Genomic DNA, 24,957 nt, shown 5'->3' on the forward strand with positions numbered 1-24,957 from the left:
GACCAGCAATCAACGCCCAAACTCATAAGTCATGGACGGTACTGGAATCAGTCCTTTTTTAGGAATACCATATTTCCGTTCGATTTCAAGCCATAATTTGAATCCACTAAAGCCGCATTATTTGCGGCCGATGACTTTATAGGCCGGTATCCACTACTCAGTGTATGCCTTAATTACTTAAGCAAGACTGAACTAAATACACACTTTATGTCCGCACCTTTTGTTTTATATCTTGCCGTGGCCCTGGCCGCATCCTCCCTCGGTTTACTCGCATTTGTGAACTATCGCGAGCGTAAACGTGTGGAGCATCAGCTCAAAGTCAGACAGATGTCACTGGCCGCAGAAACCATTGAGGACATGCTGAACACCTTGGAAAACCTAAGTAAATACAGGCCGCTTTTTTGTACACTGAGTGAGGAACTGATTCGCCGATACCAGGACCTGCAACACTTTGATCCCGAGGCCAGCAATGTTCTGGTTCGCGTACAACGTGCGGAACAACTTCTCGACAGCTATAAAAACAAAGGAAACGATCGCGCCATCAATCGAATCTGTTCCAGCGATCAGGCGATACACAAAACCGAAAGACAACTTCAGGAAATCATCGACATCTTGATCCACATGTTCAACGACAAGCTAATTGACGACAAACAACTGTCCCCATTGATGCAAGAGCTTGAATACACCCAACTCGCTGTTGAAGTCATTTCAGGTGTCGCGCAAGGCCACAGACTCTACAATGAAGGCGAATTTGTCGACGCCAACTCGCACTATTTCCATGCGCAAAAACTCAGCATGCAGTCCAAGGCTACACACCCTAACCGTCAACGATTGGTGGACGAATTGGGCGAAATTATCAACCGCGAACGCTTGGCGTTAAGTGAAGACCTCATGCCAGAAACGCTCTACAATCCCGAACGAAAAACCGAAAACAATCCTGGCACGGCTTTAGAGGAAGGCTTGGGTTTTGAGCAACATCAAAGTTAAATTACGACGCACTTTCCACATTTTTTTCAAGTAAACCCTGAGCCTCAACCCAAGCGATTATCGTTGGATAAAACGTCTCAAGCTCGTCTACAGAGCAGCCCTTTTCAAGCCAGAACAAGCCCACACCCAGCGTACTTATTTCGACCGCCAATACCGAATCAGGAAGACGATCCAAAAGCGCTTTCAATGCCTCATCTGGTCGACCGGGTATCGCTGCCCCCTCCTGCCAGTCCCACACACCATGAAAATGAATGTCGTGGCTGAAGCGGGTTCGATAGAGCAACGATGTTTCCATTTCAGTAAAGCGCATCCCTTGCCAACGTTTTTGATAAACCGCGATAGTTGGAGCCGCGGTATAACTGGCAATGTCTTTCGGCACGCTGCTGATCCGGCTCTGCACCCCCGCTTCCAATGCCTGCTGACGCAGACGGGCCAACTGTCTCTGTCGTCCACTGGGCTTCATCAGCATGACCGGGCCGAGGACCATGGCGACCGCCAAAATCACAAATACAATTCCAATACTCACCTAGTCACCCCCTTGTTGAACATGTCAGCCTATCGACCTCTTTCTAACGGAAGCCCATACAATTGACACAGGTCATCATTCCTTTCGGTAAAAATTTACAGCCAGAGGCGTTTCCCGCTAAGATCATCACATATGTCCAACAGGAGACAAACTATGGCCAGTTATCAGAAAGCACTCATCGCCGTTGATTTGAGCCAGGAATCCACTGAGGTCATTGAGCGTGGGCTCAGCGTTGCCAATGGCAGCCAGATAATCCTGATGCACGTGATTGAGCCTCTCACCTTCGCCTATGGGGGCGATATCCCCATGGACTTGTCCGAAGTTCAGGAGCAGTTACAAAGTCAGGCCCAGGACAAACTTTTCAAGCTGGCTGACGATCATGGCGTCCAACGCGACAATTGCCAGGTTGTGGTGGGCCAACCCGCCTCAGAGATTCACCGCATTGCCGACGAGTCGGATATTGACCTCATCGTTGTCGGCAGCCACGGCCGCTCAGGCTTGGCTTTATTACTCGGTTCAACATCGAACGGTGTCCTTCATGGTGCAAACTGCGATGTACTCGCCGTCCGCGTCCACCCAAGCGATTAACTGAGTACAATTTTCTCAGCATTCACACTTCACCATCCATCAAGAAGAGCTGGACTAATTGTTATCCAGCTCTTCCCAGCGCTGATAGAGCGCCTCAAGAGCCTCTTCCTGTTCAGCCAATTCAGCCAGCACCTTAGCCACGTTCTCATGATCACTCTGATAAAAGTCAGCCGCCAGAGTTTGTGCTTGCAGCGCTTCAACGGCAGCCTCTTGCTCTTCAATCAGCCCAGGCAAAGCGTCGAGTTCTCGCTGCAGTTTATAACTCAGTTTTTTCGTCTTTTTGGGTTCTGGTTTAGGCTGTGAACCATCACTTTCAGTCTTTTTCCCAGACAAATCATCGGCGCCTAAGACAGAACTTTGTTCGCTGCCCCCTAATAAATTACCCTGTAATAAATCATCAGCCAAACTGCACCATTGTCCGCCCTGAGCAATCCAGTCTTGATAACCTCCAACGTATTCAAGTACCCGCCCTTTGCCCTCGAATGCCAAGGTGCTCGTCACGACATTATCGAGAAAGGCGCGATCGTGGCTGACGAGCAGTAAGGTACCCTGAAAATTTGCCAACATTTCCTCGAGCAACTCCAAGGTTTCCACATCAAGATCGTTGGTCGGCTCATCAAGTACCAACAGGTTGGCTGGTTTGGAAAACAGTTTCGCCAATAAGACTCGGTTACGCTCACCACCAGATAATGCTTTCAAAGGCGTACGGGCACGTTCGCCCGTAAACAGAAAATCACTTAAATAGCTGATAATGTGCTTGTTGGTTCCGTTAATATCGATGGATTCACGTCCACCGGCAACATTGTCAACCGCGCTTTTTTCCAAATCCAGTTGTTCTCGCAGCTGGTCGAAGTAGGCAATTTCCAGATTGGTCCCCAGATCGACACGTCCCCGTTCTGGCGACAACTGCCCAAGAATAATTTTCAGTAAAGTCGACTTACCCATCCCATTGGCACCGATCAAACCAATGCGATCGCCACGCATAATACGGCCACTGAAATCGCTGATAAGATTGTGATCTTCGAAGGCATGGCTGACATTATGAATTTCCGCCACCAGCTTGCCAGACTTATCAGCCAGATTGGCGGATAGCTGTGCATTTCCCTGTCGCTCCCGGCGAGAGGCACGCTCTTCCCGCATCGCTTTCAACGCTCGAACACGCCCCTCATTGCGGGTGCGGCGGGCCTTAATGCCTTGTCGAATCCAGCGCTCTTCCTCAGCGAGTTTTTTATCAAATAAGGCGTTGTGTTTTTCTTCGGCAGCGAGCTGCTGCTCTCGAAACTCCAGAAAGCTCTGGTAATTCCCTTCCCACACGCTCAGGTGTCCGCGTTCCAGCTCTGCTATATGGGTTGCCAAGTTCTGCAAAAGTGCCCTATCGTGGGTAATAAACACAACACAGCCGGAATAGTTCAGCAACTGCTGCTCCAACCACTGAATAGCCTCGATATCCAAATGGTTGGTCGGTTCATCCAGCAATAAAATATCAGGTTCACTGACTAGTGCTCTCGCCAGCGACACCCGACGGCGCCAACCTCCAGACAGTTCTTTCATCGTCACATCGGCCGGTAGCTCGAGGCGGCTCAGGATGGATTCAACCTGCTGCTGGAGGCGCCAGCCATCTCGGGCCTCAATATCGGATTGCAACTGTCCCAGTCGTGCCAGACTGGCTTCATCGCTCTTGCTCGCCAATTGGTGATAATCGGTTAATAATTGCCCCAGCCCATCCAATCCTTCCGCCACAGCGGCAAAAACCGTCAACTCATCGGCGAGAGGCAAATCCTGCTCAAGACGCGCCAGCTTCAAGCCGGGCTTGTGCCAGACGCTTCCGCTGTCCAGTTCCACCTCTTTGGCAATCACCTTCATCAAACTCGACTTACCTGCGCCATTGCGCCCGATAATGCACAGCCTCTGGCCTCGATACAGGTTGAGCTGCTGCCCATCCAATATGATCTGTAATCCGTAACTCAGTTGGGCATTTTCAATCTTTACTATCGGCATGAATGTTGCGTTCCCATCAGGGGTAGTGTGTGTCAGTCGTTGCTGCGGGCCAGAGGTATCGAGATATCCATGGTGATGCCCTAAGGCGACTTTTGGAGGGCGAATGATACGGATTTTCACGCATTCTGGGTAGCGGCTTGAAAAGCGCTAAAGAAATTCCCATAAGCCCTTGTTTAAGCACTACAAAGCTTGCATGATTAGAGACGAAATTAACTGGAGCCAAAACTCGGACTCCCACGACAGTCAGTATGTTGAAACGAATTTTCAAGCCCTTGTTTAACCGGTGCCACAAGCGCCCCTTCATTCAACTGTTAGGGCTCACCACCTTACTCAGTTACGTTTCTGTGCCTACCCATGCCACTCAGGAGCTCTTGCCCCTGACAGATATGGAGCCCCAGCGCAAAGTGTATCAGCAAGCGATTAAGGCGTTGAACAAGGGCGACAGTAAGCAATTCAAACGCCTCAAGGCCATGCTGCCTCTGTACCCGCTGTACCCCGATCTTCAGTTCCGTGACATTCAGCGCCGAATTCATCGCCTACCCAAGCAAGACGTCCACGATTTCCTGGCTGAGCAGGGAGACAATCAACTCGGCCAAAGAATGCGTTATATCTGGCTCAAGGCACTGGCTAAACGCGGCCACTGGAAGAGTTTTTTACGCGATTTTGACCACAACACCATGAAGTCGGACCGCATGCGCTGCCTCTGGGTAAGCGCCCACGCGAAAACCGGTCGAACGCTTCCCAAAGACGACGTCGCCGAACTCTGGAACGTTCCCTATTCACAAAACAAGGCCTGCGACCCCGCGTTTGCCGCCTGGAAAAAGTCTGGGGGCATTAACGATGACATTGCCTGGCAGCGCCTCCATAAGGCCATGCAGGCTCGAAAGTTGCCGCTGACCAAATATCTGGGACGCCAACTTTCACCAAAATTGCAAAAGCTGGCCGCACTCTACCGGGAAGCACACCACTACCCCGCCCGACTCAAAAACATGACCAAGTTCAGCACTAAGGATGCGAAGCTGCAAAGCAAGCTGAACCAAATTGTGCTGCATGGCTTCCGTCGCTATGCCTATAAAGATGCCAAAGCTGCCTACGGCCTCTGGTTACGATACGACAGTAAGAATCTGTTTGAAGAGAAACAACGCCAGGAAACGCTTTATACCCTCGCCAGAAAGCTCTATCAAAAAGGTCACCGTGATGAGGCCAAGCAATTGCTGGCGCAATACAAAGTGATCGACAACACCCGGTTGATGGAATCCCTAATCCGTGAATCATTGGCGATTCAAGATTGGCACATGGTGCGCTACTGGATCGACAAGCTGCCTGAAGAAGCACGTCAATCCGAGCGCTGGCAGTATTGGTTGGCACGAAGCCTGGAAAAAGGCGACCAACAGCCAACACCAGGATTACAAGCGGACGCGATTTACCGCAAACTCGCCCAGGAACGCAGCTTCTATGGCTTCCTGTCGGCCGATCATGTTGAACAGGAATACCAACTGCAACATGTTCCGCTCAGCGTGGACGAAGAACAAAAGCATCGCCTGCTTAATAACGCGGCCTTGCGTCGCGCGCATGAATATTTTCGCCTGGGAGACAATCTCAACGCCAATCGCGAATGGTTCAACCTCGCCCAGAAACTGGAGCAAGATGAACTAAAAGCTCTGGCGGCTCTTACTCACGATTGGCAATGGCACATTAAAACGATACAAGGTATGGCCCAGTTAAAATACTGGGACGACCTGGATATGCGTTTCCCTCTGGCATACAAAGATGAACTGAAAAAAGCCGCGGACGCGACCAAAGTCAAACAAACACTTCTCTACGCCATCGCGCGACAGGAGAGCGCTTTTGCTGCTCAAGCGCGTTCCTCAGCTGGCGCCATGGGACTGATGCAACTTATGCCGGCAACGGCCAAGCAAACCGCAAAAAAAATTGGCGTGAAGTATCGTTACAAAGATCTGTACAAACCCAGTTCCAATATTCGCTTAGGCAGCAATTATCTAAACCAGTTATTGCAACGATTTAATGGCAACCGTGCACTTGCCGCTGCAGCGTATAATGCCGGCCCAAATCGAGTTGATCGCTGGTTGAAGAAAGCCTCAGCAAATCTGGAATTAGACAGCTGGATTGAAACCATCCCCTATCGCGAGACACGCGGTTACGTACAGAACGTTTTATCCTATTCGGTGATCTACGCGTATCGCATGGGTGACAAAGGACGCTTAATCCACAGCAATGAATTGATCGTCAACTGACATTCAAAAATTGCGCCTGCCCTCTAGCTTAACTGGCCCTGTAGAAACTCCAGCAATTGCTGCTGATCAAAGGGCCAGCCAATTTCGGCACCGTTTTCACTGGCAATAACAGGAATGCGAATTCCATAACGCTCGACCAGCTCTTCACTGTCAGCAATATCCACTTCTCGCAACGCCACGCCTAAAATTTCAGCACAGGGCCAAAATACGGATTTGGCCTGCTCACATAAATGACAGCCAGCAGTGGTATAGAGAATAAAATCGGTCGGCATAAGACGGGGCACGCTTTCAAATAAAAACGCTATTCTACCTTGAAAACCTGGTGCAGGCAGCTGTGGAAAAACACACTTAACTCAATAAGGCTTTTAAAAAGCTCCGCTGCTCATCGCTTGCTTCTTCTCGGCTTGCTTCCATTAGATCCGGTAACAATTCCAATGACAAGCCTTTGTGAGACAGGTCGCGAGTCGCCGACAGCAATTCTTCAGCATACTGTTGCAAGGTGGAAACCGGACTGCCCACCGACTGCCAAGGGCTGCCCTGGGGTTCAATCGCCTGATAAGCCGCAACCTGTCGAACGGAGGTACTCTGCTGCAAGTTCAAACTGAACTGGGCAATTTCCTCTCCGTTGTAGCCGAGACTCAACGCCTGGTCAAACGCTTGGGCCACATCGCCCTCATAAAAGTTTTCCGCCAGGTCCAAAACCTGATCGAATAATTCAGTAAACGCCTGCCATTCACCCTCATCAATATCGCCTTTGATATTCAACAAAGCGGCATAGTCTTCACTGGAATTAAAAGACGCGGAAGAAAATTCACTACCACCGTTATTCAGATGATGCTGCTGTTCCTGATAACGAATAAGGCTCGCGGCATCGATACTGATGGTATCGCCATCTTGAGTTTGAACCTCAAACTGAAATGTACGACTGCGACTGTAATCCAATTCATAAGCCTGATATTCGGCAGCTGGCGCCTGCAAACGTTCGGGTGCTTGCAATGGCTGCCCCCGTGACACAATACTGGAAAGCTGTTCCTGGCGAGAGGCGCTGACCGACGCTGTGACTGTTGACGGAGCAGCACGACTAACGGATTCATCATTGGCCGCAACAGGCCCGGCGTCTTTCACTCTATCCGATGCAGAGGCCAAGGGAGAGACCAGTTCATAGTCGTCAGCCAAATCAGCAATACCTTCGTGCACGCGTTGATAGGTCTCACCGATATCCGCTTCCACTTTTTTATTCAACAGGTTCAGATCTTTGAGCATGTTGCTGGCCTCACCAAAACCGCGCTTGAAGCCTTTCAGCCCCGCCTCCAGGCGAGATTGCAGCTGCTCCTGAGTCGCACCATTCTCCTTGTCCTGCTCCAAACGATTCGCAATAAACCCTAGAATACTGTCAGCTACCGCTTCAGCAGAATGACCTTTATCTGAGGACTGAGCTGTCGACAGTTTGACACTGCTCTGCGAACTGGAAGAATACTGGCTGACAGCCAAGCGCCGCTCGAACAAAGCAAAACTTTGCTCATCGCTGTAGCGCTGAACTTGTAACTCAACGACCCGGCCCTTGGCTTTACCGGCAGATTCCCCTCGATGCTCACGGGGCTCATGGGTGCCCTCACTCTCGACATGCGTGTCACGAGAGGCGTTAGAACCTCGATACAGAAGAGACTCTTGCAGGAAAGATGAGCTACTTTGGGCGTATTGAACAATCATGGTGGCCACCAAGAGGGATGAATCATTAACCTCTTTAACGGCCGCAAGAGCGATATCTAAAATTTTCAGGATCAACGGCCAGCCCCTTGGCTCAAGGGGCTAACACAGGATTAAGGTAAGATCTGCTCAGATAAGGTTAGTAAATTTTGCAGCGAGCGCCGCCAGTGCCACGAGAGCCGCGGTGATCAATAAGACGCTCATACCGGAGCCGCCCTTTTTATCCCCAGAAGACTCTGCGTGCTCGGGCGTCTTATCCAGTTGAGGCCGAGCTTTTTGTAAATCAGGAACGGTGGCCGAAGAGGCCTCTTCCGGTGCTGCGGCCTTGGTTCTCGCCGGACGTGCAATGGTTGGATTCACCGCTGCGCGTAACAGGGTTTTATCCACGGTTTCAGCCGGCCCCAGAACACCAAAGCTCAAGCTGTCGAAGGCCAGCTCATCACCACGTCGAACCCGAGCCTCTTCAACTCGCACCCCATTCAGAAAGGTACCGTTTGATGAACCTAAATCGCGAACGTACAGAGCCCCCTGGTCGATAAACAGGCGGGCGTGCTGACGAGATAAATGCGCAGCGGCCAGAACGATGTCACATTCACTTGAACGCCCAACGACCGTTTGTTCAGATAAGGTATACACACGATCAGATAATGCTGAGTGATTCGCCTTTAAGGCCCACTCCTGTTTATTGCTTTGGGCTGGCTGCGCACCCAGGTTAACCTGTTTGACTTCGCGGCGCTCCAACTTCGGGTCCACCACATCCATCACCACCGATGCGATAGACAATTTATCGCCGGTGTTTAATTCGCACATGTCGCCTTCATTAATGGGGCGTCCATTAATCTCTATCAAAGGCCCCATGGCACGAAGACGTAAACTCTCTCCACTGATATCAACGACAGCATGTTGCTTCTTTAAACCGTCATCATTGAGCACAAGTTGACATTCTTTGGCAGTACCAATAACTAAACGAGGTTCAACCAACCACACCTCATGTAAACCCGAGCTTTGGGATTGATTGCGTAAACGCAGTTTTAGCATTCTATGTTCTCTATGTTAGTTTCCCTGATGCAGGACACCCTTGAACCTGAGCCTGGCCGCATTACGCCAGCCAAGTTCCACCCTTGCAATTAAGACATAAAACAGTCACTTAGCCAATTTTACGAGAATAGCCTTTAAATTATGAGACATGCCCTGCATTCTAGCCTATGAACTTTGCATTTTTAATATTAATGTATTAATACCCTATTGGCATAAGGCAAAGGTAGCTGGACTGATATCGATTAGCCATTACCAGAATTAACTAAAACCCTGCTAAATCACTGGTTAAGTTTGGCAGGCTTGTTAAGCCACCGTATCAAAACAACATGCTATGTTGAGTATGTACAAAGTCGGAAAGAATCAACAGGAAGCGGTCCCATTAGCAGTTACAACCCCCCACATTCAAACGTCATCGTGCCGGGAAGCCGCCCAATTCAAGGAATAGATATCAGTGTTGTACGGGCAATAGCATGCAATTAAGTTGGACATCTCGCAGCCACCCGGGCTGTTTAAGACAAAACAATGAAGACTATGTCGCCTGCATGGGCGATCAAGGGCTATGGTTGCTGGCTGATGGCATGGGAGGTCATCAGGCAGGCGAAGTCGCGGCACAACTGGCGTGTCAGATTGTCAGCCAATCGATTCGAACAGGAAGCGACCCCAAAGAAGCCTTCAGCCTCGCCCATCAGTTGATTTTGGATCAATCTGAAGGACAGCAAAGCGGCATGGGCTCGACCTTGATTTGCCTCCAACAGTTGAATGATGAGCAATTTCAAATCAGCTGGGTGGGTGACAGCCGAGCTTATCGCTGGCGCAATGGTGAGCTTGAACAACTTAGCCGCGACCACTCCTATGTGCAGAGCCTGATTGACGCCGGTCAAATTACACCGGACCAGGCACGGGAGCACCCGGAGAAAAACATCATCACCCAATGTCTCGGCGCGATTGAATACGACGCGATTGAAGTGGAATCCCTGAACAGCTTTTGGCTCCCCGGCGACCTCATTATTTTATGCAGCGACGGTCTAAATGATGAGTTACACGACAGCGAGATCGCCAGAATTTTGTCACAAAGTGATGACACTGAGCAGCAACTGCTAGACTTGGAAAATGCAGCGCTCGATTCTGGCGGCAAAGACAACATCAGCATGGTAGGTGTGAGCTATGGAGACCTCAAAAGTCAGCGCACTCGCCCCCTGAATCGAAGCAAGCGCCGTAATAAAAGTGAAGTACCCGACAGTTTGGACTTTGAAAGGGCCGGTAGGTATAGCTCGACACCGGTTCTGGCATTTATATTGCTATCCGTCGTTCTTATAGCCGCCAGTGCCCTATGGTTTTGGTAGAAAAACATGAACACCTTGAGTCATCTTGAAACCCACTGATTAACAACGATGCAGATTCCCGGATTTCAAATTACCCGAAAGATCAGCCAGGGAGGCATGTCATCCGTTTATCTCGCCATACAGCAGAGTATTGGCCGAGAGGTCGCGCTCAAAGTTATGAGCCCTACCCTCGCTCAGGACCCTCATTTCAGTGAGCGTTTCCAGCGTGAAGCCACAATCGTTGGCCAGCTTTCACACCCTAACATTATTGGTATTTACGACATCGGCAAATACCAGGGTCTCAACTACATCGCCATGGATTACCTGGCCAAGGGCTCTTTGAGCCAAAGACTGCGCAAAGGCATCAGCGGCCTGGAAGCGGTCAAAATCCTGAAGCAGCTCGCCGGCGCCCTGGCCCACGCACACCATTGTGGCTATGTGCATCGGGATATAAAGCCTGAGAACGTACTGTTTCGGGGCGACGACAGCGCCGTTCTGAGTGACTTTGGCGTTGCAAAGGCCATTAAACAAAACCTGGGCGTGACCCATGCCGGTACGGTTCTGGGCACCCCAAACTACATGAGTCCGGAACAGGCGAAAGGCCAACCCTGCGATGGCCGTTCTGACCTATACAGCCTCGGCGTGATGTTCTATGAAATGCTGTCAGGCAAGCTGCCTTTTCAAGCTGAAGAAGCTGTCGCCATCGCCATTAAGCATCTGACGGCACCGATTCCCAAACTACCCACCCAACATGCCCTGTTTCAACCCTTACTGGAAGACTTGCTGGCCAAGAACCCTGATGAGCGTATTCAATCCGGCGAAGAACTGATCGAGCGAATTGAAATCCTTGAAAGTGGATTGCAAATTCCCAAGATCAACTACAGCTCACTGAGTGGTTCCAAAGAACTTCAACTCGGCACTTTTCAACGCCTGCAGGCTTTCGTATTTTTGATGGGGCAAAAACTCAGCGTTTTATTTCCTCGAAAACACAGCCCTGCTGATTTGATTCAACAGGCAAGCCGATATACCACCGCCATCAACGAAAAACACACATCGGAATCCGAAAACGATCTCGAAGCGCCGGCGGAAAACAGCGGCAATCAAAGCCAGCTACCCAAGGTATTCACCTTCGCAAGCGCACTTTGTTTGTTGGCCTTCACGGTCTACTACAACAGTTCTAACAACGATGTCTCCGCGGTGCCGACTGAAAATCAACGTGTCGCTGCACAACAGACATTGAAAGACGTCGAACCAAATTTGGGGGATACAGAAAAAGCGCTAGAACCATTTATTGCCACGCCCGTGGACACGTCGAATGATGAACCCTCGCTGGCGCTCAACACAGTGCCAGACACTGAATTGACGGCGAATGATTTCAACACAAAAACGTTCAACACCCCAAGTGTCAATGCCGAAGCCCCTGCGGGAGAAGCCCTCTCATTGACTGCACAGCCAGCCACCAGAGAAGCCGTCGAAGCCTCACTTGCAGAGGCAGTTGCGGAAGCTCCAAAAGATGTCGAAGACACCTACCCATTGACGATCAGCAGCACGCCCAAGGCTGACCGTATTCGCATCCTGAATATCAAACCCAGGTACAAGGCCGGTATCTCTCTGGCCGCAGGAAGCTATCTGGTCGAGATAAGCAAGCGTAAATTTAAGACATTAAAACGTTGGATTAAGGTCAGCGATAAAGCGATTAATCAACATTACAATCTGGAAAAATTATTCGAAGCCGGAGAAACCTTCAGTGACCCTCTGGATAACTACCAGTCTGCTCCGGAAATGATTGTGGTGCCCACCGGCAGTTTCAGCATGGGCAGTAAGGCCAAGGCAAACAGTCTTCCTATTCGTCAAGTTACCATCGCGGATCATTTTGCCGTCAGTCGATTTGAAATCAGCTTTGCGGACTATCAAACCTATCTGGACGATACCCAACAAAAGACCAAAACTCCCGATGACAATAATTGGGGGCGAGGAAACCGCCCCGTAATCAATATCAACTGGCATGAAGCCGTTGCCTACACAGAATGGTTGAGTAAAAAAACCGGCCGGGTGTATCGCCTGCTGAGCGAAGCCGAGTGGGAGTACATCGCCCGAGCCAATCGTGCCGGTAACTATTGGTGGCCTCAGAACAGCCGCCGAATGGCCAACTGCCGACGCGGTTGCAACAGCGAATTTGCAAAGTTATTTGGCAGCCAAACCGCCCCTCTGGGGTATTATCCCGCCAATCCTTTTGGAATCTATGACACCTCTGGCAATGTTGCCGAGTGGGTCATGGATTGCTACACCGACCATTATCTTGGCGCCAGCACCACTGCTGAGCCCAGAAAGAGCGCTCAGTGCCTACAGAAAACCGTTCGCGGTGGATCGCACAGTGACAATGTTGAAAGCATCAGCAGCCACAGCCGTGGCGGTATAGACAGCCTTCACCGCAGTGCCAACATTGGATTTCGCATCCTCGCAGAACTGTAATTCCTGCAATATTTAGCAGGCTTGCCCGCCCTTTCCTAAAACTCCAGCCTACTGCCATACAGATTTACAGCAACAACATCCCCTTTTTTCAGACGCCCTACAACATCGAATTATTCATCTACACTCAAAATAAAGGCAGCGGAAATAAGGCGTCGTCAAACGAAGACAATCCCAGTTTTCTATTTCCCTCGAAATACAGATAAACGGCTTATATCCGGAGGCTTAGGTGTTTGGAAGACAATATAAAGCTCAGTATGACGCTCTCTCTGAAAAGTTCACAGAGCAATCCTCGATCATCAACGCAATTCATCGCTCTATGGCGGTTATCGAATTTCGCCCGAATGGCGAAATCATCACTGCCAATGACAACTTTCTGAAAACAGTTGGGTATGAGCTTTCAGAAATTAAAGGCAAACACCACAGAATGTTTTGTGATGAACATTACGCTTCAACCGAGGCCTATCACGACTTCTGGGCACAGCTCAATCGCGGAGAATTTTTCAGTGGACAGTTTAAACGCGTGAACAAGCACGGTCATGCACTCTGGCTGGAAGCTACGTACAATCCCGTTTTCGATGCCAGCCAACGGTTGACCAAAGTGGTTAAGTTTGCCTCGGATATTACTGCAAAAGTTCTTTCAGAAACTGAAGATCGTAGCAAACTCGACGCGTTAAATCGTTCGAGTGCGATCATTGAGTTTGAGAAAGACGGAACCATAATTGACTGCAATGAAAACTTTCTCGAAGCGACTTCTTATCGCAAGGCCGACATCATCGGCAAACACCACAGTATTTTCTGTGAGCCCCAATATACAGAATCACAAGAGTATCGAGAGTTTTGGCGGCGATTAAATCATGGAGAGTTCTTTTCCGGCCAGTTCAAACGCGTAAATTCCCAGGGAAAAACTCTTTGGCTGGAAGCCTCCTACAACCCAGTTTACAACAATGAAGGCAATCTATATCGCGTGGTGAAATTTGCTTCGGACATCACTGAGCAAATGACACAGTCCGAAATGGAAAGAGAGAGCGCCTCTATTGCGTATCGGATCTCCAATGAAACCTTGAATGTGGCTAAGAACGGTGGCGGCGTAATCAATGAAGCTGTTGACGAAATGAACAAGATCGCGGAATCCGTGCACGCCTCCTCCCAACATATCGAGCGATTGAATATGCAATCGGGGGAAATTAACTCCATTATCAACACTATTCAGGAAATAGCCGACCAGACGAACCTTCTTGCATTAAACGCCGCTATTGAAGCTGCTCGGGCGGGAGAACAGGGCCGAGGATTCGCCGTAGTGGCCGATGAAGTTCGCCAACTGGCCGCGCGCACTTCCCAGTCAACATCAGAGATTTCGGCCATGATCAGCAAGATCCAGGAAGACACCAGCAGTGCATCTTCCAGCATGGAAAAATGCCTGGACCAGGCCAATCGTGGCGTTGATCTCGCCAGCCAGACAGGCGAAGTGATCGGTAAAATTCAAACCGGAGCCAATGAGGTGGTCTCCGCCATAGACCAGTTCTCGAAGTCCCTAACCAAGTAAGTCATCGGGTAAGGCAGAGCTTCCCACTACCAACGGGAAGCAATGGGTCGCTTTTACACAGTATCTTGGTTAGAATCGCCAAAAAACAAGAAGTTTATGGTGACTTGCCTCATGGCCCACACTCTCGATAAGACAGACCGCAAGATCCTTGAAATCCTGCAAAAGGATGGTTCGCTCTCAAATCTGGAGCTTGCCGACATGATCGCCCTATCCCCCTCACCCTGCTCACGCCGGGTCAAAATGCTGGAAGAAGCCGGGTATTTCAAAGGCAATGTCACCTTGTTGAATCCTGAAACCATTGGCGTCAACGTTCATGTGTTTATCCAGGTAACATTGGGCCATCAGGTAAAAAATCTGCTGCAACGATTCGAAGAAACCGTCGCTCAGTGGCCAGAAGTCATGGAGTGCTATTTAATGGCCGGTGATTTCGACTACCTGATTCGCGTGGCGCTTCCAGACCTTGCGGCCTATCAGCACTTTTTGGACGAAAAGCTGACTCAATACGAAGGCATTGCCAGTATTAAGAGCAGCTTTTCCTTAAAGCAAGTGCAATATAAAACCGAAATGCCCCTGGATCACTTGATCGACGATTAGGCCTAATACCCTGTATTTACAGGCTCAAAGCGTCTTCTTTCGCTTTTTGATGGTACCAGCCAGGGCCATCAATGATTTCGCCATCTTGACCAACCTCTGGATAAGCCAACCCTTTTTCATCACAAAAACGGGCAACCTGTGGGTGGGCCCATTGAAAAAACCGCCGCTCATAATGGCTTGCGTCCAAGCGAGAGTCTTCGTACATGCCTTTGGCGTCTCGCTGCCGCTGAGCCTCCGCAAGAATAATGGCAGCGGCAACCGACACATTAAATGACTCAACCATCCCCATCATGGGAATAACCACGGTTTCATCTGCCAACGCTAGGGCTTCTTCGCTCACCCCTGCACGCTCCATACCCATCAACAGAGCGGTCGGTTCACAGTAATCGATAGAACGGTAATCAACGGCCCGCTCGTCCAAATGAGCAGCAACGACCTTCATGCCTTTGGCTTTAACTTCCGCGATCGCCTCGGTCACGGAATCATAGGTTGAGACCTCCACCCACTTATTGCTGCCTGAAGCCGTTCCTCGATAAGATCGGTAGCCATCCTTGGGCTCCACAACGTGCATACGATCGATACCCACAGCGTCGCAGGTACGCATTATGGCGGCCAGATTACGCCCCTTATGCACTTCATCATTGATAACCGTAAGATCCGCTTGGCGACGATTCAATACCGCCTTAATTTTTTCCAGTCGTTCAGGTGTCATAGTGTGTCTTAGCGTCTTTTCATTCTATTGCACCACACTTCTACGCTGACAGGAGCCCCTCTTCTGAGCGGCAAGCTCCTGCCGCGACAAAATATCGGCAGCTTAATCATCATTTAACAGAGCCTTTACACTTTTCCACAGAATCTGTGGATAAGTCAGTGGATAGACTTTAGAAAAGTGGCTCAATAACGTAAAAATCAGGGCGATCTACAAATTGTATACTTTTTAACCTAATATATTTTTTATATATTTTTCAATAACTTATAAATGTCAATAGCTCAAATCAAGAATTATCACAGAAATATTAGCCTTCAATTCGAATTGCGGAAATAATGTGCATAAAAAGTTAGTAGCCATTAACCGTGAAACCGTCATTGAACTATTTTCACATACTTTGACTGGGCATTATTCGCCCACATTGACGGAAAAACGTTACCGTATTTCAAACAAACTGTTGAGATACGTAACAGGCAATTCCGCGAGAAGATTCCGCACTGTGGCCCAGCGTGCTATACACGCATGAGCCTTTGGCTGATTCCGTAACCCGCTTCAATGGGAATATTCAGCGTGACTCCGTCTGGATGTTTTTCGAGACGAGGCATAACCTCCGGCGGGCGGTGTTCAAGTAATGCCGCTTCAAGCGCCTCTCTGCTGTCAAACTGGCTCAACCAACGGATGTTCATTTCCGTCGGGAACATTAACTTCAGCTCCCCACTGTCGATTGATGCCTTCAATTCACTCAACGCCTGCCAGCGCGCCTCTGTTGTTTCACTGCCATCGCTTCTCGGCTCTTGCGCCTCCGGCATAAAACGCAGATAAAAGCGTGTTAAAAAACGCTTCTTGGCTTGTAACGGCGTCGTCCAGGTCGACAAATGCGTCAGACTTTCTAAATCCGCCTGCCATTCCTGTTTAGCTATTTCCTCGCCGAAATTAAATGTCTCGCTTAACGCAGGCCAATCGTGTTCACGATAAAAATTCTGGTAGTCCTGCAAGCTTGGAGATTCGCCCTGCTCGTCCTTGACCAGCAACACCCGACTTTCCTCGAAGGTTTCGCGAATGGCTGCCAACTTGAAAGCCGCATCAATGTCCTCCTCAGAACCGACATCAATCACAGCGGCTTCGTTTTGTTCCAAGGCACCGCCAGGAAAAACCCAAAGGCCCGGTGAAAACGATAAAGCCTCATGACGCTTCAACATGAACAATTCCAGGCCTTCATTCCCTGAGCGCAGCAAAATAACACTCGCTGAAGGCTTGGCATCGACCGTGGCTTTCTGCGAAAAGTCGGCTTTAACCCCACGAATTTGCGTACTCATAACACCCCTCATTCAACGGCAATAAAATCATCGCCGATGTTCCTTCTTCTGAAACCAGCCCCCGGTTTTGGGTATACTGTGTGGATACTGGATTCGACACTTCTTGTCTGATCCAGCCCTTAAGTTTACTGCATAGGCGTACTATGGAAAACCGAGCGCTATCCATCGATGAATTAAGCCTGCTGATGGATGAGCAATGCCTTGTTCTGACCGCCAACAGCCGTCAGAGACGCTTTTTACTGAAACACTCATCACAGACTCACAATGAAGGCTTAAGCAGTATCAGCTCCGAGCGACTGCTAAGCTTTCAACAGTGGTTGAACGACGTTTGGCAGCAATTGCAAAACAACGCCTATGCGCCGTCAGCACAACTATTGATCAGCCCGCAGCAAAACCTCGTTCTCTGGCAAGACATTATCGACTCTGCCGAAGAAAGCGCCGATCTCATTTGTCCAGACTTACTCGCCAAGCAAGCCAGTTCTGCCTGGCAGCTGTTGTCTGAGTGGGAAGTCGATCCAAACACTCTCGCGGAGTACAACCATAAGGAGAGCGACATACTCAGCCAGTGGGGTTTGAAATTTGATCAAACTTGCCAGCAGCTCTCCCTCATTGGCAGCGCGGAACAATGCCAAATTGTGAGTCAAGCTTTCGCTGAAGGCATCCTGACACGCGAACGTAAATTAATCATGGTGGGCTTTGACGACTTGTCGCCTCTGAGAGACAAGCTCAGCCACGATATTGCAGACGAGGTTCTCTTTGTTCAGTTAAAACATCTGGAACACAATCGTGTTTACACCCTGCCATGTGATGATGCCAACGACGAAATTCGCCGTTGTGCCGAGTTTGTGCGCCAAGAGCTGAGCCAGGCCGTGGCCACCGAAAGCCCCATGCCTCGAATCGGTATTATCGACCCCAAGCTGGGCCAACGCCGGGACAAAATAGAACGGGTATTCAGTGAGGTGCTGGAACCGCAATACCTTTATAGCAAGACCCCGCGCTATACCCTGCCCTTTAACTTTTCCGCGGGCTTTCCTCTCGCTAACTGTCCCTTGATTGACGCAGCATTAGCACTGCTCAGTTTGAACCTCAAACAACTGGATGTGGAACGCCTCTGCCAACTGATTTATAGCCCTTTTTGGCACCAAAATGCTGAACAGGAGAATGACTACATTGTCGCCGAATCCCAACAGCTGGAATTTCACCTGAGACAATTACAGCAAGAGCAAATTCGTCCAGCCCAACTGCGCCAATGCGCCGAAAAAGTCGCTCAGCGACTCGCAGATCATCCCCGCCGAGAGAGTTCTTATATCAGCATATCCGAACGCCTGCAGGGGATTTTCTATGGCCAAGAAAGACGTCCGGATCGCAACAGTGCCAAGCAATGGTCGCAAATCTTCTATCAACAATTGGAAGAGCTTAACTGGCCCGGCAGCCGCCGTCTCGACAGTAATGAATACCAGCAGGTCATGCAGTTTCAGAATCTCCTCGAAGAGTTATTGAGCCTTGACCACCTGAATCGCCTGTACAGCGCCGGTGAATTGTTAAACCAGCTTCAGCAATTGGCCAGCAGCCACCACTTTCAAGCCAAAACCCCAGATAGCCCCGTGCAGATTCTGGGTATCCTGGAGGGTTCAGGACAAGCATTTGATTACTGTTGGGTAATGGGAATGGAGCAAAAACAATGGCCACCCAGCCCCCAGGCCAATCCCCTTTTGCCTATCGAGTTGCAACGGCGACTTAATATGCCCCATGCCAGCGTAGAACGTGAACTGTATTTCGCCAGCCAACTGGTGGACGCCTACCGCCTTTGTGCGGACACCGTGATTTTCAGTTACCCCAGCCGTGAAGGCGAAGAACAATTGCAATGCAGTCCTTTGATTCAACAATTGAAGAGTCAGCTGATCACGAGCGTCGATGCCCTTCTGCCCGACAATGCCGCCCACGAGCTGGAGCAATTCCGGCACGACAGTTTTGAACGTAGACATTTTCATTGGGTTGATAATCGTCAGGGCCCTAAACTCAGCAGTGACGAAAAGAAACTCGGGGGGAGCGGTGTCTTGAAACAACAAGCCCTTTGCCCTTTCAATGCATTTGCTCAATACCGTCTGGGCGCAAAGCCATGGCCTGAAGTTCAAATTGGCATTTCGCCCATTGAGCGAGGCAATATTTTACACCTTGCTCTGGAAACGTTTTGGGAGGCCATAAAATCCCAAGAAGCCTTATTAGTCCTCGATGATCAGGCCCTGAATCAAATCATTAAAGATCACATCAGTGACGCGATTGAGAGCGAGTTACTGCATCGTCGGGATCTCGGCCCTCGCTTTCGAGCACTGGAAGCAGAACGCTTACACAGTTTGTTTACGGCCTTCATTGAGCAAGACAAACAACGACCACCCTTTCGCATTGCCGGCTTGGAAAGCAGTCGTGAACTCAAGCTTGGCCCCCTGAAACTGCAACTGCGCCTGGACCGAATCGATACATTGCTTAGCGATACAGGACCCTCCGAACCCAGCGAGGGAGACAACGAATCTTATCTCGTTATCGATTACAAAACGGGCCAATGCGATGTTAAAAGCTGGTTAGGCGACCGTCCGGAAGAACCCCAACTGCCGCTGTACAGCCTGAGTGATCCAGCCATCAGCGCAATCAGTTTTGCCCAACTCAATGCCAAAGGGGTCAAATACATTGGCATCAGTCGAGCGCACTCACCGGCAAGTGGAATCTCCAACAGCCAGGATCCCGTTCTGCAAAAAAAGCTTCGTAATTCAGATTCCAGATTAGCGGCCGCCGAAGACATTCCATGGTCTCAGCTGCGCCAGCAGTGGCACACTGATCTATTGCAACTCGCCATTCGTTATTCAGAGGGCCAGGCGCAACTGGATTTCAAGGACCCACTGGCGAAACGTTACAGCGAAGATTTGGAAGGCCTGCAAAGGCTCAAAGAGTTTGATGCCAAACGCCGCTATTGGAACGATACGCCCGCAGCTCTGCAGCAGGCTGAGTTTGATCTTTCCCTATAAGGATATACAACGTCTATGCAAGTTCAGGATTACCACGCCCGCGAACAAGCCATTCTACCCAGTGGAAGCTTTGCCGTTGCCGCCCCGGCCGGATCAGGGAAAACCGGCCTGCTAACCCAACGAGTGCTTACCCTCCTGGCACTGTGCGAACACCCGGAAGAAGTACTGAGCATTACCTTTACTCGAAAAGCAGCTGCAGAAATGCAGCACCGCATACATCAGGCTATTGTTCATGCGGCCAACACCGAACAAACACCTGAAAACCCACACGATGCATTAACCTGGTCACTTGCACGTAAAGTCCTGGAACAGGACCGTAAACATCACTGGCAGCTGCTGCAAAGCCCCAACCGCATACGCGTTCAAACCATTGACGGATTCTGCCGCAGCCTGGCCAGACAACTGCCTCTCGCTTCCGGCCTCGGTGCCCTGCCAGATACGCTAGACAATCCTGCCCGAGCCTATGAGCAGGCGGTGCAATCGGTATTTGCTCGTATCGAGCAGGACGAAACCTTACATTTTCACTGGCGCCAAGCGCTGCGTCACCTGGACAACCAGCTGCCACAACTACAAGAACTAATGGTCGCTCTTCTCGCCAAACGAGATCAGTGGCTGCGTACTTTATTGCCTTTGTATTTCGACGCCAAAGCCTTGGCTGAAAGTGGGTCGTCCACACCGGGCGCTGAACAAGTTCACACTCATATGCCCTTTAACACCCAGGCCTTAAAAACCTGGATTGAAGAGTGTTTGGGAAGAATAGATAGCAGCATTTCTTATGAGAGTAGCGAGCTCAGCATGCTCGCCGACTATGCAGCCAATAACTTAGCGCAGGAAGGTAAAAACGACCTCCACTTCTTGCTTGGCCGTGACAGCTTGCCACCCATAAAAGCCGAAGAGCTTCCGGCGTGGCAACAACTCAGCCACCTGTTACTCAGCCAGACAGGCTGGCGCAAACAACTCAATAAGAATATCGGTTTTATCAGCCCGAAAGATAAAACTGAAAAACAAATTGCCGACGAAAAAAAGAACACCTTTAAAGCATTATTGTTGAGGCTCAGCGAGCAGGAAGGCTTGGAAGAGGATCTGCAGCTGCTGCGTCTGTTGCCACAATTGGAATCCTGTCAGAGCCTGGAACCCATGATGCTGAGCCTCAGCTATTTGATGGTCGTGATCGCTGCCGAACTCAAACTGGTATTTCGCCGACTTGGTGCCAGTGACTTTATTGAAGTCTCCCAAGCCGCTCTGCAAGCTCTGGGCAATGAGGAACTGCCGACCGATATCGCGTTGCAATTGGATTATCAAATTCGCCATATTTTGGTCGACGAATTTCAGGATACCGCACAGCCTCAATTGCAACTACTGGAGAAACTGACCGCAGGCTGGGAGCAAGGTGACGGTCGTAGCTTGTTTATTGTGGGCGACGGCATGCAATCCTGCTATGGCTTTCGGGATGCCAATGTAGGCATCTTCTTACAAGCCCGCCGCCAGGGAATTGGTTCGGTGCCACTTGAAGCGCTGGACTTAAGTGTCAACTTTCGTTCCCAAACCGGCGTAGTCAACTGGGTAAACCAAGTATTTCAAACAGCCTTTCCGGCAAAAGATGATATTGGACGAGGTGCAGTTCGTTACAGCGACAGCGTTGCTTTTAAAGACCGTTTACCTGGGCACGCCTGCCAAAGCCACATCCTCGCCTACTATGACAGTGAAGACAAACATCGTGCTCGAGAACAACAAGCTGAACACATGGCCGATGCCATTGCTCAACTTCGGCAGGAATCTCCCGATGACAGCGTCGCTGTGCTGGTTAGGAACCGTCCTCATCTTGCAGCCGTTTTGCAAGCTCTGGAAAAACGGGGATTACGCTGGCAAGCCACGGATATTGACCCATTGGCCAGTCGCATGGCTATTGAGGATTTAATCAATCTGACGCGCTGCCTGCTTTATCCCAGTGATCGACTCGCATGGCTCAGTGTTCTGCGCAGCCCATTGCTTGGGTTCAATCTGCAGGAACTCTGGTCACTTTGTAACTGGGCAGAAGACTCCACCGAAGAAGAACGCCTCTGCGACGGCTTCAGACGCCCGGCCATTATCTCGCATCTGCAAAAAACAAGCTTTCTCAATGCCCTCAAACCTTCAAGCCAAAAACGTCTGCAATGGTTTATGGATCATTTTCTTGCGACACAGCAAAATCGTGGGCGTAAACCCTTGCGCCAATGGATCGAAGGTTTCTGGCTCAGTGTTGGCGGACCGGCCTGTTTACTGGAAGCCGCTGATCTCGACAACGCTGGAACCTATTTTGAATTACTGGAAAGTGAAGGCTGGCAAATTAAAGAATGGCAATCGTTTCGCGACAAGGTGAACAGCTTGTTTGCCCGCCCTGCGGCAGACAGTGATCCAAAGCTACAAGTCATGACTATTCACAAGTCAAAAGGCCTGGAGTTTGATCACGTCTTTATTCCTGAGCTGGATCGCCGCCCTCGGAGCAATGAGAATGCCTTGTTTCTCTGGCAGCAACGAATCAACGATTCTGGTCACAGCGATCTGCTTATGGCGCCATTGGCCAGTCGAGAATTCAACAGCCAGCTGGACGAAAAAGAACTGGCCGCACAAAACGGTTTATACCAATTGTTGCGCGAGGAAGAGAAACTCAAAACCGAATACGAAGCAACTCGCTTGCTTTATGTGGCCTGTACCCGTGCGATCAAACATCTGCATTTGTACGCTGCGCTGCCTGTCGATGAGAAGGCGCTTGCCAATTCCGAGGCGGATGAAAACGACTCAACACTGCCCTTAAAGGCACCTTCCAGCAGTTCACTGCTAGCCAAGATTTGGCCATCCATCAAAGAAGAGCTGCAGATTTACCCACTCCAGAAAAACATGGACAATCACTCTTCCCCTCAGGAAGAGATTCAACAACGTCACCCCAGTGAAGATTTTAACCTCCAGTTGGATGAACGTTGGCAGAGTCCTGAGTTTCCTGACAACCAGTTACTGGCAAGCTATCGCGGTCGGGAATTCGCCGACGAAGAAAACCTGCCAGAAAGCTACAATGTTGAACAGTTATTTTATCGCCATCTCGGTACGGTGTTGCACCGCTGCCTGCAGCAGATTGGGGAAGAGGGTCTCACCGCCTGGACAGATGAACGCCGACAGGCGAGCCGCCCCTTCTGGAAAATTCAGCTGCAACAACTCGGCCTGTGGCCCAGTGCTTGCGAGCAAGCCTGCCAATTGATTGATAAAGCCATCGGCCTCACCCTCAGCGATGAACAAGGCCGCTGGCTATTAAACGATCAACACCAAGACAGTCGCTTTGAATGGCGCCTTTGGGATACCCAGGCCAATCGGGAATATATCATCGACCGCTGCTTTATCGACCACGGTAAACGCTGGCTGATCGACTACAAAAGCAGCCTTCCCAAACCCGGCCAAAGCGAAGAAGAGTTCTTCGAGGAAGAACAGGCCAGCTACCATGAACAGCTCAGCCAATACCAGCGATTGCTGAAAGACTTGGGCGATGAGCCCGTCCAGCGCGCCCTGTACTTCCCACTGATGCAAACCCTTAAGCTGATTGATTAGCCATAACTATGGACTAAATTGATAAAAATTCTCTGGCAGGGGGAGCCCTGTCAAGCAGAATTGAGTAGAATAGTGAGAATAACAAGTCTGATTTAGAGATAACCATGAGCAATACCCATAGCAACAAGATCGAAAACCTTAATATTAATTCCCAGGAGGTTTTGGTCTCTCCTGCGGAAATCAAGCAGGAGCTGCCCCTCAGCGATGCCGCAAGAACAGCGGTACAAGAAGGCCGCCAAGCGGTATGCAACATTCTGGATCGTACCGATCACCGTCTGATGGTCGTTATTGGCCCCTGCTCCATCCATGATGTAGACGCCGCTAAAGATTACGCCCGCCGTTTGAAAAAGCTGTCTGATGAGCTGTCCGATACTCTCTATATCGTAATGCGCGTCTACTTTGAAAAACCGCGCACCACCGTCGGCTGGAAAGGTCTGATCAACGATCCTTATTTGGATGATTCTTTCAAGATTCAGGAAGGTTTACACATTGGTCGCCAATTGCTGATCGATGTGTCCGAGATGGGTCTGGCTACATCGACGGAAGCACTGGATCCGATTTCACCTCAGTATCTGCAGGATTTGATTTCCTGGTCCGCGATTGGTGCCCGCACCACCGAATCCCAAACGCACCGTGAGATGGCCTCAGGCCTGTCCTCAGCCGTGGGGTTTAAAAATGGTACCGACGGTGGTTTGACTGTGGCCATCAACGCACTGCAGTCGGTTTCCAGTCCACACCGTTTTTTGGGAATCAATGAAAACGGCCAGGTTGCCATTACTCACACCAAAGGTAACCCATATGGCCATGTTGTCTTGCGTGGCGGCAATGGCAAGCCTAATTACGATTCCGTGAGTGTGGCCATGTGTGAACAGGAACTGGAAAAACACGGTGTAAGCCCGAACATTATGGTGGACTGCAGTCATGCCAATTCCAATAAAAATCACGAACTGCAACCGTTGGTTATGGACAATGTCGCCAATCAAATTCTGGAAGGCAACCGCTCCATTATTGGAATCATGGTGGAATCCAATATTGGCCCCGGCAACCAGAAAATGACTGCGAACCTGGACGACCTGGAATACGGCGTATCGATTACCGATGCGTGTATCGATTGGGAAACAACCGAAGCCAGCTTGCATTCTATGCGTGACAAAATCAAAGATGCTCTGAAAGAACGTCAAGCGTAATTCAATAGAACGCCGGTTTTGAGCCGTCGGTCCCGTAATAAAAAAGGCCGCACATTGCGGCCTTTTTTATTATTCAGTTCGTTTACGCTATCGGCCGCATGGCTCTATTGAGAATAAGA

17 protein-coding genes are annotated in these 24,957 nt (G+C 50.0%); 10 read left to right on the plus strand and 7 right to left on the minus strand.

Annotation, left to right across the window (positions count from 1 at the left end):
* Positions 1-207: 207 nt before the first annotated feature.
* On the plus strand, positions 208-987 hold the full coding sequence (locus tag ABWW03_RS10355) for a hypothetical protein (protein ID WP_353408122.1): 780 nt from the start codon (positions 208-210) through the stop codon (positions 985-987).
* Between the two features lies 1 nt (position 988).
* Here the strand turns inward: ABWW03_RS10355 and ABWW03_RS10360 are convergent, their stop codons facing one another.
* On the minus strand, positions 989-1,513 hold the full coding sequence (locus ABWW03_RS10360; protein ID WP_353408123.1) for a hypothetical protein: 525 nt from the start codon (positions 1,511-1,513) through the stop codon (positions 989-991).
* Positions 1,514-1,666: 153 nt separating this feature from the next.
* Between ABWW03_RS10360 and ABWW03_RS10365 the strand changes: the two genes are divergently transcribed.
* Entirely contained in the window at positions 1,667-2,101 is a 435-nt protein-coding gene (locus ABWW03_RS10365; protein ID WP_353408124.1) for a universal stress protein, read from the plus strand.
* A 54-nt stretch (positions 2,102-2,155) separates the two neighbouring features.
* On the opposite strand, the gene ABWW03_RS10370 is transcribed toward ABWW03_RS10365, so the two are convergent.
* Positions 2,156-4,099 carry an ATP-binding cassette domain-containing protein gene (locus tag ABWW03_RS10370; protein ID WP_353408125.1) on the minus strand — a complete coding sequence of 648 codons (1,944 nt, stop codon included), beginning with the start codon at positions 4,097-4,099 and terminating at the stop codon, positions 2,156-2,158.
* 248 nt (positions 4,100-4,347) lie between these two features.
* Between ABWW03_RS10370 and ABWW03_RS10375 the strand changes: the two genes are divergently transcribed.
* Positions 4,348-6,354, plus strand: a complete 2,007-nt coding sequence (locus ABWW03_RS10375; RefSeq protein WP_353408126.1) for a transglycosylase SLT domain-containing protein — start codon at positions 4,348-4,350, stop codon at positions 6,352-6,354.
* 23 nt (positions 6,355-6,377) lie between these two features.
* On the opposite strand, the gene ABWW03_RS10380 is transcribed toward ABWW03_RS10375, so the two are convergent.
* The 3 genes from ABWW03_RS10380 to ABWW03_RS10390 form a co-directional block, all read right to left on the minus strand.
* Positions 6,378-6,626 (minus strand): glutaredoxin family protein, encoded by a 249-nt coding sequence (locus ABWW03_RS10380; protein WP_353408127.1) that lies wholly within the window; start codon positions 6,624-6,626, stop codon positions 6,378-6,380.
* Between the two features lie 76 nt (positions 6,627-6,702).
* The gene (locus tag ABWW03_RS10385; RefSeq protein WP_353408128.1) at positions 6,703-8,139 is read right to left on the minus strand and encodes a DUF5610 domain-containing protein; all 1,437 of its coding nucleotides are present in this window, start codon (positions 8,137-8,139) and stop codon (positions 6,703-6,705) included.
* 51 nt (positions 8,140-8,190) lie between these two features.
* The gene (locus ABWW03_RS10390; RefSeq protein WP_353408129.1) at positions 8,191-9,099 is read right to left on the minus strand and encodes an FHA domain-containing protein; all 909 of its coding nucleotides are present in this window, start codon (positions 9,097-9,099) and stop codon (positions 8,191-8,193) included.
* Positions 9,100-9,569: 470 nt separating this feature from the next.
* On the opposite strand from ABWW03_RS10390, the gene ABWW03_RS10395 reads away from it, so the two are divergent.
* The 4 genes from ABWW03_RS10395 to ABWW03_RS10410 all read left to right on the plus strand — a co-directional run bounded on the left by ABWW03_RS10395 (position 9,570) and on the right by ABWW03_RS10410 (position 15,030).
* Positions 9,570-10,442 carry a PP2C family protein-serine/threonine phosphatase gene (locus ABWW03_RS10395; protein WP_353408131.1) on the plus strand — a complete coding sequence of 291 codons (873 nt, stop codon included), beginning with the start codon at positions 9,570-9,572 and terminating at the stop codon, positions 10,440-10,442.
* Between the two features lie 48 nt (positions 10,443-10,490).
* A complete protein-coding gene (locus ABWW03_RS10400) occupies positions 10,491-12,893 on the plus strand; it encodes a bifunctional serine/threonine-protein kinase/formylglycine-generating enzyme family protein (RefSeq protein WP_353408132.1) in 2,403 nt (800 codons plus the stop codon).
* A 226-nt stretch (positions 12,894-13,119) separates the two neighbouring features.
* Entirely contained in the window at positions 13,120-14,436 is a 1,317-nt protein-coding gene (locus tag ABWW03_RS10405; protein WP_353408133.1) for a methyl-accepting chemotaxis protein, read from the plus strand.
* Between the two features lie 111 nt (positions 14,437-14,547).
* The gene (locus tag ABWW03_RS10410) at positions 14,548-15,030 is read left to right on the plus strand and encodes an Lrp/AsnC family transcriptional regulator (RefSeq protein WP_353408134.1); all 483 of its coding nucleotides are present in this window, start codon (positions 14,548-14,550) and stop codon (positions 15,028-15,030) included.
* 16 nt (positions 15,031-15,046) lie between these two features.
* Here the strand turns inward: ABWW03_RS10410 and trmH are convergent, their stop codons facing one another.
* Together trmH and ABWW03_RS10420 are read right to left on the minus strand one after the other, a co-directional pair.
* On the minus strand, positions 15,047-15,742 hold the full coding sequence (trmH, locus tag ABWW03_RS10415) for a tRNA (guanosine(18)-2'-O)-methyltransferase TrmH (protein ID WP_353408135.1): 696 nt from the start codon (positions 15,740-15,742) through the stop codon (positions 15,047-15,049).
* A 509-nt stretch (positions 15,743-16,251) separates the two neighbouring features.
* On the minus strand, positions 16,252-17,055 hold the full coding sequence (locus tag ABWW03_RS10420; protein ID WP_353408136.1) for an NUDIX hydrolase: 804 nt from the start codon (positions 17,053-17,055) through the stop codon (positions 16,252-16,254).
* Positions 17,056-17,198: 143 nt separating this feature from the next.
* On the opposite strand from ABWW03_RS10420, the gene ABWW03_RS10425 reads away from it, so the two are divergent.
* The 3 genes from ABWW03_RS10425 (at position 17,199) to ABWW03_RS10435 (ending at position 24,838) form a co-directional block, all read left to right on the plus strand.
* Entirely contained in the window at positions 17,199-20,075 is a 2,877-nt protein-coding gene (locus ABWW03_RS10425) for a PD-(D/E)XK nuclease family protein (RefSeq protein ID WP_353408137.1), read from the plus strand.
* Positions 20,076-20,090: 15 nt separating this feature from the next.
* Entirely contained in the window at positions 20,091-23,651 is a 3,561-nt protein-coding gene (locus ABWW03_RS10430; protein WP_353408138.1) for a UvrD-helicase domain-containing protein, read from the plus strand.
* A 104-nt stretch (positions 23,652-23,755) separates the two neighbouring features.
* Positions 23,756-24,838, plus strand: coding sequence for a 3-deoxy-7-phosphoheptulonate synthase (locus ABWW03_RS10435; protein WP_353408139.1), 1,083 nt, complete (start codon positions 23,756-23,758; stop codon positions 24,836-24,838).
* Positions 24,839-24,957: the final 119 nt, after the last annotated feature.

The sequence above is a fragment of the Pseudoteredinibacter isoporae genome, from assembly GCF_040372805.1.
GTDB classification, from domain to species: domain Bacteria; phylum Pseudomonadota; class Gammaproteobacteria; order Pseudomonadales; family Cellvibrionaceae; genus Pseudoteredinibacter; species Pseudoteredinibacter isoporae_A.